This is a genomic window from Pedobacter sp. W3I1 (assembly GCF_030816015.1).
In the GTDB taxonomy this organism is placed as follows: Bacteria; Bacteroidota; Bacteroidia; order Sphingobacteriales; family Sphingobacteriaceae; genus Pedobacter.
Genome location: NZ_JAUSXN010000001.1, coordinates 5,286,029 through 5,301,412 on the forward strand (window position 1 = coordinate 5,286,029; position 15,384 = coordinate 5,301,412).

General features: G+C 33.0%; 14 protein-coding genes and 1 pseudogene. All 15 read left to right on the top strand.

Features of this window, described 5'->3' with window-relative positions; translation table 11 throughout:
• The first annotated feature begins 59 nt into the window (after positions 1-59).
• The 15 genes and pseudogenes from QF042_RS21685 to QF042_RS21760 all read left to right on the top strand — a co-directional run bounded on the left by QF042_RS21685 (position 60) and on the right by QF042_RS21760 (position 15,348).
• The gene (locus QF042_RS21685; protein ID WP_307532184.1) at positions 60-1,325 is read left to right on the top strand and encodes an ABC transporter ATP-binding protein; all 1,266 of its coding nucleotides are present in this window, start codon (positions 60-62) and stop codon (positions 1,323-1,325) included.
• Entirely contained in the window at positions 1,309-1,920 is a 612-nt protein-coding gene (locus QF042_RS21690) for a DapH/DapD/GlmU-related protein (RefSeq protein WP_307532185.1), read from the top strand. Before QF042_RS21685 ends, QF042_RS21690 begins: the two co-directional genes overlap by 17 nt.
• A 155-nt stretch (positions 1,921-2,075) precedes the next feature.
• Positions 2,076-2,766 (top strand): annotated as a pseudogene (locus QF042_RS26420) (FkbM family methyltransferase).
• On the top strand, positions 2,750-3,826 hold the full coding sequence (locus QF042_RS21705; protein ID WP_307532188.1) for a hypothetical protein: 1,077 nt from the start codon (positions 2,750-2,752) through the stop codon (positions 3,824-3,826). Before QF042_RS26420 ends, QF042_RS21705 begins: the two are co-directional and overlap by 17 nt.
• Positions 3,827-3,861: 35 nt before the next feature.
• A complete protein-coding gene (locus QF042_RS21710; protein ID WP_307532189.1) occupies positions 3,862-4,938 on the top strand; it encodes a glycosyltransferase family 2 protein in 1,077 nt (358 codons plus the stop codon).
• Positions 4,935-6,086: a UDP-galactopyranose mutase gene (gene glf, locus QF042_RS21715; RefSeq protein ID WP_307532190.1), complete on the top strand. Its 1,152-nt coding sequence runs from the start codon at positions 4,935-4,937 to the stop codon at positions 6,084-6,086. Before QF042_RS21710 ends, glf begins: the two co-directional genes overlap by 4 nt.
• Positions 6,087-6,089: 3 nt before the next feature.
• The gene (locus tag QF042_RS21720) at positions 6,090-7,226 is read left to right on the top strand and encodes a hypothetical protein (RefSeq protein WP_307532191.1); all 1,137 of its coding nucleotides are present in this window, start codon (positions 6,090-6,092) and stop codon (positions 7,224-7,226) included.
• 11 nt (positions 7,227-7,237) lie between these two features.
• A complete protein-coding gene (locus tag QF042_RS21725) occupies positions 7,238-8,461 on the top strand; it encodes a glycosyltransferase family 4 protein (protein ID WP_307532192.1) in 1,224 nt (407 codons plus the stop codon).
• Positions 8,451-9,395 carry a glycosyltransferase gene (locus tag QF042_RS21730; RefSeq protein WP_307532193.1) on the top strand — a complete coding sequence of 315 codons (945 nt, stop codon included), beginning with the start codon at positions 8,451-8,453 and terminating at the stop codon, positions 9,393-9,395. The genes QF042_RS21725 and QF042_RS21730 overlap by 11 nt, the downstream gene beginning before the upstream one ends.
• 11 nt (positions 9,396-9,406) lie before the next feature.
• On the top strand, positions 9,407-10,483 hold the full coding sequence (locus QF042_RS21735; RefSeq protein ID WP_307532194.1) for an acyltransferase: 1,077 nt from the start codon (positions 9,407-9,409) through the stop codon (positions 10,481-10,483).
• A 1-nt stretch (position 10,484) separates the two neighbouring features.
• Positions 10,485-11,405: a hypothetical protein gene (locus QF042_RS21740; protein WP_307532195.1), complete on the top strand. Its 921-nt coding sequence runs from the start codon at positions 10,485-10,487 to the stop codon at positions 11,403-11,405.
• Positions 11,387-12,205, top strand: coding sequence for a glycosyltransferase (locus QF042_RS21745; RefSeq protein ID WP_307532196.1), 819 nt, complete (start codon positions 11,387-11,389; stop codon positions 12,203-12,205). Before QF042_RS21740 ends, QF042_RS21745 begins: the two co-directional genes overlap by 19 nt.
• On the top strand, positions 12,205-13,158 hold the full coding sequence (locus QF042_RS21750; RefSeq protein WP_307532197.1) for a glycosyltransferase family A protein: 954 nt from the start codon (positions 12,205-12,207) through the stop codon (positions 13,156-13,158). Before QF042_RS21745 ends, QF042_RS21750 begins: the two co-directional genes overlap by 1 nt.
• Positions 13,113-14,192: a glycosyltransferase family 4 protein gene (locus QF042_RS21755; protein WP_307532198.1), complete on the top strand. Its 1,080-nt coding sequence runs from the start codon at positions 13,113-13,115 to the stop codon at positions 14,190-14,192. The genes QF042_RS21750 and QF042_RS21755 overlap by 46 nt, the downstream gene beginning before the upstream one ends.
• Positions 14,185-15,348 (top strand): glycosyltransferase family 4 protein, encoded by a 1,164-nt coding sequence (locus QF042_RS21760; protein WP_307532199.1) that lies wholly within the window; start codon positions 14,185-14,187, stop codon positions 15,346-15,348. Before QF042_RS21755 ends, QF042_RS21760 begins: the two co-directional genes overlap by 8 nt.
• Positions 15,349-15,384 lie beyond the last annotated feature (36 nt).

Below are 15,384 nucleotides of genomic sequence, written 5' to 3' on the forward strand. Positions count from 1 at the left end.
CCCTAACCACCTAAACCCTAACCATTCTTCAATAACCTCTAAACCCTAACCGCTAAACATTGTCAAAAAATATTGCTATTAAAGTAGAAAACCTAAGTAAAGCCTATCAATTAGGACAGATCGGAACAGGCACAATCAGTCGTGATCTGGAGCGTTGGTACGCCCGAATTCGTGGCAAAGAAGATCCCTTTTTACGCATTGGCGAGAGCAATAATCAAAACACCAAAAGTGAGAGCGATATCGTTTGGAGTTTAAAGGACATCAATTTTGAAATTGAACAAGGTGATGCCGTTGGAATCATTGGCCGTAATGGTGCAGGCAAAAGCACGTTGCTTAAAATACTGAGTAAAGTTACCTCCCCTACTACCGGTAAAATTAGTGGTAAAGGCAGAATAGCCAGTTTATTAGAAGTGGGCACCGGCTTTCATCCTGAATTGTCAGGCCGGGAAAATATTTTTTTAAATGGCGCAATCCTGGGCATGCGTAAAAAAGAAATCCAACGTAAATTAGATGAAATTGTAGATTTCGCGGGCATTGAACGTTATCTCGATACTCCTGTTAAACGATATTCTTCAGGTATGTATGTCCGTTTGGCTTTTGCTGTTGCTGCGCATTTGGAATCAGAGATTTTAATTGTAGATGAAGTATTGGCTGTGGGTGATGCAGAGTTTCAGAAAAAATGTTTGGGTAAGATGGGTGAAGTAAGTAAGGGGGAAGGAAGGACGGTATTGTTTGTGAGTCATAATATGGCTGCTGTTAATGCACTGTGTAGTCATGGAATTTTATTAAATAAAGGAAAGATCACATTTGCGGATAAGGCTTCGCTCGTTATTGAACAATATTTCAATTTATCGGAAATAAATGAAAGTAATTTAAGAACTAATACGGAGCTCAATAAAGCTGCTTCATTTAAAGAATACTATCTCACAGATGGCAATAAAAAGAAATTTGTAGCAAATTCAAGGGATTATAGCGAATTTGTTTTCGAATTAACCATTAATACTAATTTAATAAATTGTGAATTTGGCTTCATAATAAGGGATCATCGAGAAAATATTATATTTAGCTGTAACAGTAGAGACAATGGCAAAGAATATTTAGAGATGAAACCTGGAAATTATGATTTACACTTCTCTTTAAGATTACCTTTGAGTAAAGGAAGCTATGAAGTTGACATAGCCATAGTTAGCAACAATGTCATAATTGATCACTGGCAGCCAAGAAAAAAAATAACTATTATTACTCATAATGAATCCGTTCTGGAGGATAAGTGGGTTGGAATATTAAATGAACCATCTATATTTTCTTATGATAAAAAAAATTAAATCGTTTATCAGGGACAAGATAATTAGTTTATTAATAAAAAATTATAATTCCTCATACAATCCTTTCGGTATTAATTTTGGTTTAAATTCATCGCTATATTCACCAATGCAGATTGATGGAGGAGAAAACATCAAGATTGGAGTTAATTCTACGATCGGAAGAAATGCTTGGCTTAGTGCTATCGAAAAATATGGTTCGCAAAAATTTAATCCAAAAATCACAATTGGTGATCATGTAAATATTGGAAATTATCCTTGTATTACAGCTATAGAAGAAATAACAATAGAAGAATGCTGTCTATTGAGTGAGTATGTCTACATTTCTGACCATACGCATGGCATTGATCCGACTTCACCTAATAGAATTGCAACCCAAGATCTTATATCAAAGGGAAAAGTTGTAATTGGTAAAAATTCATTTATCGGATATCGTGTTTCAATATTGCCAGGAGTAATACTAGGAAAAAATTGCGTTGTTGGAGCACATAGTGTTGTCACAAAATCATTTCCAGATTATTCTATGATAGCTGGGAATCCCGCTAAACTAATAAAAAAGTATTCATTCGAAAAGCTTCAATGGGAAAATATAGATTAGAAAATGTAATACCTTTCATCAAAAATATTAAAACTCTTATCAGGTTTAAGGTAAGAAAAGGAGAACATTTTAGTAACTATTGTAAACAAAACTTGGAAATTTCTTTTTTTGAACTGGCCAGATTAATGAATAGTAACAAGCCACGCATGAATGCAATGATATTTAAAAAGGAAATAACAATCATTGATTCATTTTGGTATATTCATTCATTAAGAGAAATTTTCTATTTAAATACTTATAAATTTTCAAGTACAAATGAGGAGCCATATATAATCGATTGTGGCTCTAATATTGGCCTCAGTATTATTTATTTTAAAAAACTTTTCCCAAATTCAAAAGTCCTTGGTTTTGAGCCAGATCCTAAAATTTATGAAATCCTGAAACACAATCTTAAAATTTTTAGCTATACAGATATAATACTTGAAAATAAGGCCGTTTGGAACGAAATTGCAACACTTCCTTTTTCGTCAACAGGGTCAATCGGTGGAAATATTGGCAGGTTAAATGAAGATAATGTTGATAACATAATAAATGTTGAGACAATAAGGCTAAAAAGATTTTTTGACACAAAAAATAGACTTTTTAAAAATTGATATAGAAGGGGCTGAATATTTAGTATTAAAGGATATAGAGGATAACCTTTCGAATGTAGAAAATCTTTTTATAGAATATCATAGTTCACCTGATTGTAAACAGACCCTCTCTGAGATTTTAGGGATTTTAACAAAATCTGGTTTTAGATTTTATATCAAAGAGGCTTGGGACAATTTACCAATCCCTTTCGAACACAGGTTATATAAACCTTTTTGGGACCTTCAATTAAATATATTTGCATTTAGAAAATAATACACCTTTGGTAAGTTTTACAATTTGTACTAATAATTATTTGGCTGAAGCTCTTACGCTTGGACAGTCCTTAATTAGAACTGGTTCCCAATCACATCAATTTATTATATTTTTATGTGATATTAAGGACGAACAAATTAAATACGATAGTTACAATCATAAAATAATCCCTCTGGATAATAATATTGTTCCCAATTTCGATATCATTACTAAAAAATATCAATTGGTTGAGTTATGCACATCTGTTAAGCCGTCAGTTTTTAAATACTTGATCAGTGAGCTAAAGGAAACGATATTTGCTTATTTAGATCCAGATCTATACTTTTTTAGAAATATAGATAGATTAATTACTGAACTTGGCAATTCTTCGATCTTACTTACTCCACATGTTATTTACCCAAAACCCATAGATTCAATCCCTACTGAAAGTACTTTCCTCAATTACGGCTTATACAATCTAGGGTTTCTTATGCTTCGTTCCGACAAAAATTCTTTAGATTTTTTAAACTGGTGGGAAGAAAGAACCTTAAATCTATGTTTTAACCGTCCAAGTGATGGATTATTTGTAGATCAGTTATGGATCAATTTGATACCGATTTATTATGATCAAGTAATTGTTTCAAAAAATGTTGGGCTTAATGTGGCTTACTGGAATCTTAATGAAAGATATATCGCTCGAGAAAAAAAGGAGTTAATAGTTAACGGAGCTGAAGAATTGACATTCTTTCATTTTAGTTCATTTGATTACAGCTTATCTAGTTTATCAAGAAGAGCACACAATATTTCCAAATCACAATGGCCGGTTATACATACGATGATGATTGATTACAGAAGAGAATTAGATAATCATAATATTACTTTTTTAAAGACCATAAAGCCTTCTTTTAAAATAGATTTCCAAAATTACCTTACGAATAATATTAGCAACAGAAGTATCACTCCTCGCAAAATAAAATTTATAAATTTAGTAATTAAATTTTTGCCTAAAAAAGTGTTACAGAGAATTATAGATTTCATTAAAGATCTGGTAATTATTTTAGATTTTAAGAAGGTAGTTTAATACTGAATTTCCATGTAGTTAATCATCTATTATTATTGAATTCGAAAATACCTAAAATCAGCATAATCACCCCAACCTTTAATCAAGGTCAATTTATTGAGCAAACTATCATTTCTGTGTTGAATCAAAACTATGAAAATTTAGAGTATATAATAATTGATGGAGGGAGTACCGATAATACTTTAGATATTATTAAGAAGTATGGGGATAAATTAACCTATTGGATATCTGAACCCGATTTTGGTCAAACAGACGCAATTAATAAAGGCTATAAGATTGCGACAGGCGATATAATCAACTGGTTAAATAGTGATGATTATTTACACAAGAATGCCTTAAAAAACATCAGTAATAGTTTTCTGAAGCATGATGTATTGGCTGTGACAAGTATTGTAAATAACTTTGATAATAATGGTAGCTGGGAAGAGGTTACGCCTTTTTTCAGTGAGAAACAAGATTATATAGCCAAGGGCTTTAATAATCAACCTGGAACTTTTTTTAAAAAAGAAATTTGGGATTTTTTCTCCCCTCTACCCAATCAATTGCATTTTACAATGGATCAGTACATTTGGTTTTGTTTTTGGCTCACACAAGATGCAAGTGCCTTTAAAATAGAAAACTATACTTCTGTTTACTTTAGAAGACATGAAAATTCTAAAACTAGTAGATCAATTAAAAAGGAGCTCTTTAATCATTTAGGTCCAAACTTTTTTGATGAACATAATTTGATTTTTTGGAGTTTTTTTAAGAATATATCAGAAGTCAAAGCAAAGTTACTGGAGCAGTATTTTTCAAAAGACTTCGATTTTAATTCTAAAGAAATAAAATTTAACAAAGGCATGCAAATAAAAGGAGTTAACACTTCATCAATGTTTGACCAATATCTTTTTGTTCTATTAAAAGAGGACTTTAGGACTAGAAATATTCGCCGCTTTAAAAAATCGTTAGATTTCCTAAAAAAAAATGCTGGTTCGTCTATTCAACCTGAATTATATAAACTTGAGAAAAGACGATATTACCTTTTACCATTGAAAGGCTTTGATTGCTTAGAAAGATTATATAGAAAGCTGAAAATGACTATTGGAGCTATACTTAATTCTAAACGTTCATGATAGAAATTTTAATTGTCGGTACTGGTTTCTCTGGGAGTGTAATTGCTCATGAACTTGCAATTACAGAGGCATATAAAATAACAATAGTTGATTCAAGAAATCATTTAGCAGGGAATTGTTATACTAAACGCGATGATCAAACTAATGTAATGGAACATGTTTATGGACCTCATATTTTTAATACCAGCAATGAAAAAGTCTGGAACTACATTCAAAAATTCGGTGAGTTTAGACCGTACGTTAATCGTGTAAAAGCAGTCACCCCAAAAGGTTTATTTACCCTTCCCATAAATCTCTTAACGATTAATCAGTTTTTCGGAAAACAGTTTAACCCTAGAGAAGCTGAAGAATTTGTAGCAGAACAACGAGATACTTCAATCGTTAATCCTAAAAATTTTGAAGATCAAGCTTTAAAGCTTATGGGCAGAGCGCTCTATGAGAATTTCTTTAAAGGTTATACCATGAAACAATGGGGATGCGATCCAAAAGAATTGCCTGCAAGCATTTTGAGTAGATTACCTATTCGTTTCAATTATGATGATAATTATTACAACTCTAAATTTCAGGGTATTCCAGTAAATGGTTATACAGAAATAGTGGAAAAAATGCTTAATCACCCAAACATAAAAGTAAAATTAGGTTTAAAATATACTAGTGATGACAATGTAGCTTTCGATCATATTTTCTATTCGGGCCCTCTAGATACTTATTTCAACTTCAAACTAGGAAGACTTGCCTATCGCACGAGTATCTTTGAAAAAAATATATTTGATGGAGATGATTATCAAGGTAATCCTGTCATCAATTACTGCTCAAAGGATGTTCCTTATACCAGAATCCATGAACATAAACATTTCACACCCTGGGAGACACATGAGAAAAGTATTTATTTCAAGGAATTTAGTAAAGAAACCACACCAGAGGATATTCCTTATTACCCCAAAAGGCTACAAGCTGATAAAGAACTTTTGAAAAACTACAGAGCATTAGCTGATGAGGAAAGCAAAGTAACTTTCATTGGCCGCTTAGGCACATATAGATACATGGATATGCATCACGTAATTGACGAGGCATTGGCCATTAGTGAAGACTTTATAAAAACTGAAGATACCACACTCTTTTATAAATTTCTTAATAATGAAAGTTGATTAATGGTTAAGGTTCATTGGTTTAGAGATACACCTGAAGAACGGAACGATTGGTTACGTTTTGGATTGATGGAACTTGCTGCAAAAAAAGAAATTCGCTATGCCGAATGGGATTTAAAAAAGATGACCGAATATGGTTTTTCTGCAGAAATCTTATCTTATCCAAGCCTCCGTCATTTATCATTTCTGATAGTTGAAAATGGAGACCGAAAAATTAAATGTATAATAGACAATGAGGATTCTTTCGCTTTATTTTCGGGATTGATTGTACATGCTGAGGTATATTTTTGTGCTGGTTATAATAGTGATGTATTTAAGCGGAAATCGATGCCCAGGTTCTACAAATGGCAAACTGTAGAAGATGTGGGATGGTATACCGACTTGCTGTCAAAAAAAATTCCACTCTTTGAAAGCCATTTTCATAAAGTCAGAAAATTTATTCCTATAGGTCCAAACCTATCTAAGAAGCACCAAATCAATAGGATAACGCAATTCAGTTTAAACATTCAGCATCGTATCCGAAAAACATTCAGGTTGTCGAACCCATACCAAACAGTACATAAAGCTCTGCGTTTGAGGTACAATGATCTTTTAAATTTAAGAAATGAAAAACTGCAGTTTGATATTACCTTGAGTGATACATCATGGGGATGGCCAGCACATCGAATTAAATTACATCAGGAATTAAAGGAACTTTCAAAAAAAGGATTCAAGATCAATTCTATTTTAAAACTAACAGAATCATCAGTTTGTGACAATAGCATTTCACAACGCTTTGACAAAAAAAAATTTCCGATGAAAATTGGAGAAATTATAGACTATGAAAAAATGCTAGCTTCGTCAAAATTAGGTGTATTTACCTGTGGTTTTCATTGGGGTTGGCGTAATATTTTAACATTATCCCTTTTTCTTGGTATTCCTCTAGTTACTGATCGCCTGCTTACCGAACCATATTTTGATATAAATGCTTTTGAATTATGGGAGGTAGAAGATGAAAGTTGGGAGTTACTTAATGAAAAACTTATTAAAATTACTCCTGAGGATTGGGGAAATATCAAAGCCATTAACCAAACTGTTTTTGAACGTTGGTTAAACCCCGAAGCAGTTGCTCATTATTTCATCAATACATCTTTAAAATAAATAGTTAATAGTTGAATATAGCATTTATTTCTTACGAATTCCCACCAGAAACAGGTGGAGGTGGAATTGGCACATATTTAGAGTTAGCAATTAACAAGTTTAATGAGACTGGGCACTTAGCAATTGTTTTCTGTGGAACGGATAAGACAGAAGTTAAAGAAGAGCGTAAAAATGTAATTAGAGTCCCATCATCAAATTGGAGGGAGTTTGATAACAAGGTTGTTGAAGTGTTCAAGCATTATCATCACCGCTATGAATTTAATGTAATAGAAGGAACTGACTTTCAGGGATGCGGGCTATCCATTAAAAAATCATTTCCACAAATCCCTTTAATTGTAAGATTACATACTCCTCTTTACTTAGTAGATAAACTATCCTACCAACCATTACCATTAATGGCAAAAATTCGCTTTATACTAGGATCACTGAAAAGATTTAAAATCCCCAAACTTAGCTCGTCGCCAATTAAAAAAAACTATAAACACGAATTTGATATTATTGCAGCAGCAGATAAAATAAGTAGTCCAAGTATTTCAATCTACGAAAAGTTAAAATCCATGGGTTTTGCCGTGGAAAATAAGACTGATATTATTCCGTTGCCCTTTGATATCAATCTACAATTACAGTTAATTAAACCTAGAATAACTTTAGAGAACAAAATTTCTATTATTTATTTCGGTCGGCTTGAAAAACGTAAAGGGGTGATTGATTTAGCTGATGCCATACCTCAAGTCCTCAAGCAATATCCTAATGCTATTTTCACGTTTGTAGGAGCACCTTCATTTAGTCCAAAAAATGAAACACTTATGGATGATTTTTTAAAGGAAAAGCTAATAAATTTCAAAAGAAGTGTAGAGTTCATAGGAAAAGTACCTCATAGCCATATCATTGATTTTTTGCAAACAGGAGATATATTTGTTTTCCCTAGTCACTATGAAAGTTTTGGTATTGCGTGCTGCGAGGCAATGGCTGCAGGCAAGGCTATTATCGGCAGTAAAGAAGGAGGCTTAGCCGAAATCTTAAATTTTGGAGAATGCGGATTATTGATAGAACCAAAACAGCCACATCAGATTTCTGCTAAAATTAATACTTTAATCGAAAACGACGAATTACGATTATCCTTAGGCAACAGAGCAAGAAAACGCATAGAGTTAACGTACAATTGTGAACAAATTCTAAAGATGCAATTAGAAAACTATGAATCTGCGATTAAAAGTGTGAAAAATGAAATCTAATCTGGTTGCTTCAGTTGTTATATGTACATATAACCCTAGGCTAGATATATTAAAAAAGGTTGTAGATGCTTTATCTATACAAACAATCTCACCAAATAATTGGGAATTAATTATTGTTGACAACAATAGCTCCCCTCGTTTAGAGATAAATGCAGACTTTTCTTGGCACCCTAATTCTCAAATTATATTTGAGCCAAATATGGGTTTATCTAATGCTCGCATAGCAGGCGTAAAAATTGTTAAGACCGATCTTATTATCTTTGTAGATGACGACAATGTATTGACAATGAACTATTTAGAAACAGCCATCAAGCATAGTTTAAATTTTCCTCAAATTGGGTGTTTTGGAGGCAAATCTCTTCCACAGTATGAGGAAAGACCACAGGATTGGTTTTTTACATCAGGCATTAATTTAGGTTGTCAGGACTTTGGAGAATGTCAATATATCTCCAATTTTGATAAAACAAAGTATTTAATATCTGATTATCCACTATTTGCGCCCATTGGTACAGGGATGGTCATTCGAAAAAAGGCATTTATGGCTTATTTCGAGGAAATAGAGAATTCTACCATTAGATTAGCATTAGGACGTAAAGGAAAATCACTCACATCAGGTGAAGATAATGATATTGTTCTAACCACTATTAAAAACGGTTATGAAATTGGTTATTTTCCAGATATGGTGGTAACTCATCTCATTCCAAAAAATAGATTTGAATTGCAGTATCTCAAAAGAATGGCTTTTGAAAGCAATAGATCGTGGGTAAAAGTGCTTCAAATACACCAAATCAATCCTTGGCGGCCTATTAGTAAAATTGGATTAATATTAAGATTAATACGTTTATATCTTCGGACAAAACCTTGGATTGACGAAAAGTATCAATTGGAATGGCAATCAAATTTTGGTAAAATGAAAGGTTTAAGTGAATTATAAGCGTTCGATCATTGGCAAATAACAGATTAAAATATTTAGATGCCATAAGGGGTGTTGCAGTATTAATGGTTTTAATGGCTCATTCTACTGAACTCAGTAATATTGCGAATTTAAAACCAATGATTAAACACTTTATTGAATCTGGCGTTTTTGGCGTACAGTTATTTTTCATTATCAGCGCATATACGCTATTTTACACACTACAGCACAATAGAAAAAGCAATACGAATTTCTACTTACGCCGTCTTTTCAGGATTGCTCCAGCATATTATGCAGCGGTATTATTCTATTCTTTTTATAATCAATATTGGGGCTTTGGTACTATGACGAATTTTTTATTTTTACATGGATTCTCACCTAAATATATCAATAGCATCGTGCCTGGGGGATGGTCAATTGGTATTGAGATGTTTTTTTATCTTTTTGTCCCTTTTCTATTTAACTATATCACAAATCTTCCTAAGGCAATTTATTTTCTTTTTATCACATTCATCGTTAAAATATTAGCTTATTACATCATAAATTTGCCATTATTTTCAAGCGTAGCTGTCGATGGATCTTTTATGTATTTCTGGTTTCCCAATCAGCTCCCTGTTTTTGCAATTGGTTTTGTATTATATTTTTATTTACAAGAAATTCATAGCAATGATGAACAATTAATTAGCGCATCATTAACAATAGCAGCTCTTGTCATATTTTCAATTATGACCGCTCTTCCTATTTTTGAAAATAACACTATAATTGCAGCTGGATTTGCTATTTTTCTTGCTTTCTTGGGCAGAAGTAAAAGCTATCCTTGGTTAGAAAATAGACTTTTGTTATTTATTGGAAAGATCAGCTATAGTGCTTATTTATGGCAATATGCGATGATTTTTTTAATAAGGAAGATAGGTATTTATAACCTATTTTCAATCAATATTTCAGGTAGCGCGTATATCAACTTTGTAATTAACTATCTTATTTTATTTACTTTCACAACTTTTACTGCTTACATCTCTTTTTTGATAATTGAAAAGCCAGGGCAAAAAATTGGTGTAAAAATAGTTGATCGTTATTTTTCTCTGCGCCCGAACACCGTTAACATTTAACATGCTTCAAAAATTAATCAACCATGTATATCGTTATCCAAAATCTAATTGGAAAAACATTCAACGCTTTGGTGGTTTATATAGTTACTATAAGATGTTAAAAGGAAAAAAAGAAATGATTAGATCAAGTCATTTTCTACCAGAAATAATATCATATCCCAATGGTTTACCAATTTATTTCTTAACTGGAAAAAACTATCTCTACCAGACGCTCTTCTGCGCGCATTCGCTTGTAAAAAATTCGCAACAGAAATTCAGATTTATTCTTATTGATGATGGAAGTTTTGATGAATACTTAATAAATGAGATAAAACAGCAAATGCCAAACGTAGAATTAATTTTAAACGACGAAATCGAATTGAATCTTTATAAAGTATTGCCGAAAGCTAAATATCCTTACCTGCATTACAAACGAAAAGTTTATCCGCACATTAAAAAGTTAACAGATATCCATACGCTTAGTCCAGATACCTATAAATTAGTACTCGATTCAGACATGCTATTTTGGAGTAATCCTACTGAAATGATTACATGGCTACAAGATCCAAAGGATTGTACCTATATGTTGGATACTGTCGAATCGTATGGCTTTGATAAACAGTTAATGAAATCTCTTTGTGGGCAAGATATCCCAACTTTATTGAATGTTGGAATATTTGGTATCGATTCAAATATAATCAATTGGGATGATTTAGAAATTTGGAGTAAAACTTTAGAAGAAAAACAAAGTCCATCATATTTTTTAGAGCAGGCGCTCTCAGCTATGTTGGTAGCAGGTAAAAACCATATAGTTTTAAACAAGGCAGAATACGTTGTCAACCCTGAAGGATCAAACCCTAATTTAAACGAAGTCAAATTGCACCATTACGTAGACATTTCAAAAAAATACTACTTTAATACCGCATGGAAGAGATTTATTTAAATCCGATACATTTATTTTGGATAGGCTCAAAGTTCTCTCCTATTGAGATTCTTTGCTGTAAGTCGTGCTTAAAACAAGGGATGACACCTGTTTTATGGTGTTATCAAGAAATTAAGGGGATACCAGCGGGAGTTGTTATAGAAGATGCGAATACTATTTTACCTATAGATACAGTTAACTATTATATTGAGGCGCTAAAACTGCCCATCCCTAATATCAGTGATCTTTTCCGTTACAGACTGCTGCATAAAATTGGCGGAATTTATTCTGATACAGATATTATCTTCACAGATAATATCTATCAATTAAACAAAACAGCATATTTCTGCTCCACATACGAATATAATTATGGGGAACTGGCCAATGGCTGCCTCATGAAGCTCGAAAAAAACTCAAAAATTTCAACCTTTTTACTTGAGGAGCCCAATAGAAGATTGATCAATTATATAGAGACAGGCAACGACCTTCATTATTGCGAATTTGGTCCTTTCGTTATCCAAAAATGTGCAGCAGAATTAAATGTTGAAATATTAAAATATGACGTGATCAACCCTATTTCCTGGCGCTGGGTTAATAAGCTCATTGCTTATAAAAAAATTGATCGCATCTTTCATATTAAATTACTGGTTAGAAAATTATTGCCATTTATATACGAGAGCAAGGGATATTTTGTTACGAAAAATACAAAAGCGATTCATCTCTGTCACGAAATGTGGAATACTTATGAGATCAATAAATACGAAACGATGAATTCATTAAGTTTATATGAAACATTGAAAATTAGATTCGATCGTAATTAATGAGCTTAACACCTTTAGTATCAATCTGTATACCTGCCTACAATACAGAAAAACATATAAGTACAGCTCTAGATTCATTATTTGCACAGAGTTATAAAAATATTGAGGTAATTGTAGTAAATGATGGTTCGAAAGATAAAACTTTGGATATACTTAATGAGTATAAGTGGGAAAAACTACACATTATTGACCAAGATAATAAAGGCCAATGTGCAGCAGCGAATGAAGCATTTAAGTATGCTAAAGGAGAATATATTAAATTCTTTGATGCTGATGATATCCTATCGCCTGATTTTATAAAAAACCAGGTAAATGCACTCTCCAATACCGAAAATACAATTGCCTCCAGCGCATGGGGTAGATTTTATAATGACGATTTAAATACCTTTCAATTAAATAATGAGAGCGTATGGCGTGATATGTTACCCATTGATTGGCTCGTAGAATCGTTAGGAAATGGCCCAAATATGATGCAATGTGCTTTATGGCTTATCCCTAGAAAAATACTTTTAACTTCAGGTTTATGGGACGAACGCTTATCATTAATTAATGATTTTGATTTTTTTATACGGGTATTATTAGCAAGTAAAAAAATAATGTTTACAAAAAATGCAACTTTATATTACCGTTCAGGATTGACGAATTCATTATCAAATCAAAAAACCAGGCAAGCATTAGAATCGGCCTTTCTATCTACTAAGCTGGGCGTTGAAAATATTTTAAAATTTGAAAACTCTGAACGAACAAAACCTATCTGTGCCGATGCTTTAAAACATTGGTGTTATATCTTTTACCCGCAGCATATGGATTTATACAAAGAAACAAATAACTTGGTTAATGAACTTGGTGGATCCAATTATGCCTTTCCAGCAGGTGGAAAAACCAAATTCCTTGTAAACTTATTCGGATGGAAAATAACAAAACGAATCAAATCGTATCTCCACATCCAATGAAAAGTAAACTGAAAATCGCCATAATAGCCGACCCAGAGCTTCCTGTACCGCCGATACTATATGGCGGAATTGAAAGGGTTATATTTATGCTTGTACAAGGTTATTGTACATTAGGCCATGAGGTAAGTTTATTTGCACACTCCGATTCTTTAACAAATGCTAAACTCTTCCCTTACGTAGGAAGAAAGAGTACAAATAAAACAGATGTGCTTAAAAATATGTTGCTTATCAATAGAGAGTTGTATAAAAATCAATATGACATTGTACATAACTTTGGCAGATTAGTTTATTTATTTCCACAGCTACCATTTAAGTTACCCAAGTTGATGAGCTATCAAAGAGAGCCAACGGTATCTTCAATTACAGGGGCTATGCGTTATGCGAAACAGAACTCGTTGGCATTTACCGGTTGCAGTGAATATATAAGCCAACAGATTACTCCATATGCCCCTTCTTCAGCAATTTTTAATGGGGTTGATTTAGACTTTTATCATTTTCAGGAAAAAGTTGATCAAGATGCTCCATTGGTTTTCTTAGGGCGAATTGAGCCTATTAAAGGAACACATACTGCAATTGAGGTTGCCATACAGACGGAAAAAAAATTGATTATTGCCGGTAATGTCCCTGAGGAGCATCAACACTATTTTGATGAGGCTATCAAACCCAGACTTAACGAACAAGTTAAATATATTGGTGCGGTAAATGATGCAAAAAAAAACGACTTATTAGGAAGTGCGCTCGCTTTTCTTATGCCCATAGAGTGGAACGAACCATTTGGAATAGTAATGGCCGAGGCATTGGCCTGTGGCACACCAGTTATTGGTTTTAACCGTGGGTCGGTAGCAGAAATCGTTATAAACGGAAGAAACGGATTTAAGTGCGATGATGTTAATGAAATGATCAAGTACGTGAAAAAGATTGGGGAGGTTAGCAGATATGAGGTTAGAAAAGATGCAGAAAAAAGATTTTCCGCCGAAGTAATTATTCAAGAATATTTAAGTTTATATAGCAATCTGATCAACAAACATGGATAAAGTAGGCAATAATATGGTTACGGTAACCTGCGGCACCAAATTTCATTCAGATTATACTGCCTTTCAGCTCCAACAACATAATTTACTTGAAAAAGTAATTACCGCTCACCCAAGTAAAAAATATCTTAACCGCGTGTCCATTGAGAAAAAGCGCGCCAAATTTTTAGCGCCAATTTTCGTGCCTGCCTATTTACTTTCCAGAATATTTTCGGGTTCTAACTTTATGGTTAAGTGGTTAGATAATAATATGCCTATCTTATTTGACCTACTTGCGGCAAAAAATGTTAAACGGAGCAAAATTATCTTGGCTTATGCGTGGTCGGCCCTTGAGTCGATAAAAACAGTAAAAAAAAATGGTGGAATCGCGTTGGTAGAAGAATGTGGTTCATGCAATAAATATCAAAATGAGATATTGGATGAAGAATACCGGAAGTTAGGTTTAACATTTAAAAGCCCTACACCCGATTTTATTGTTAAAAGGCAACTTACTGAAGCAGAACTAGCTGACTATCTCCTTTGCCCTTCCAACCACGTTATTGGATCCTTTGTTGAAAACGGTATTGACCGGGCTAAGTGTATACTCATTCCTTATGGGGTTAATAAGGATATTTTTAAAGCATATCACCTGCATAAGGACGAATTCACAATTATCTGTGTTGGAACCATTGGTGTACGTAAAGGTCAATATTATTTATTCGAAGCATTGCAGCAACTAGCACAGCGAATTGCAGTTAAATGTATCCTAATAGGCAAAGTGGAGGATCAGTTTATCGCTTATTATAACCAATATAAACATTTATTTACGCATTATGATTACATCCCCCACCAAGAGTTGGTTAATTATTACAATAAAGCTTCAGTATTTGTGTTACCTAGTCTAGATGAAGGCCTAGCTTTGGTGCAACTTGAGGCAATGGCCTGTGGTTTACCAATAATCAGCACACCAAATGCTGGTGCAGATGCGATTATTGATGATAGAAAAGAAGGATATATTGTTCCTATTAAAGATGCCTCTGCTATAGCCAACAGAATAGAAATGTTATATAATGATCACATATTATTAAAGAAAATGTCTGAAAATGCGATATGCAAATCAGAAAAATTTAGCTGGGATAATTATGGAGAAAAACTAGCCGATTTTATTAACTCACTATAAAAATGATAATCTAGTAGTTAGCTATAAAATGAATCA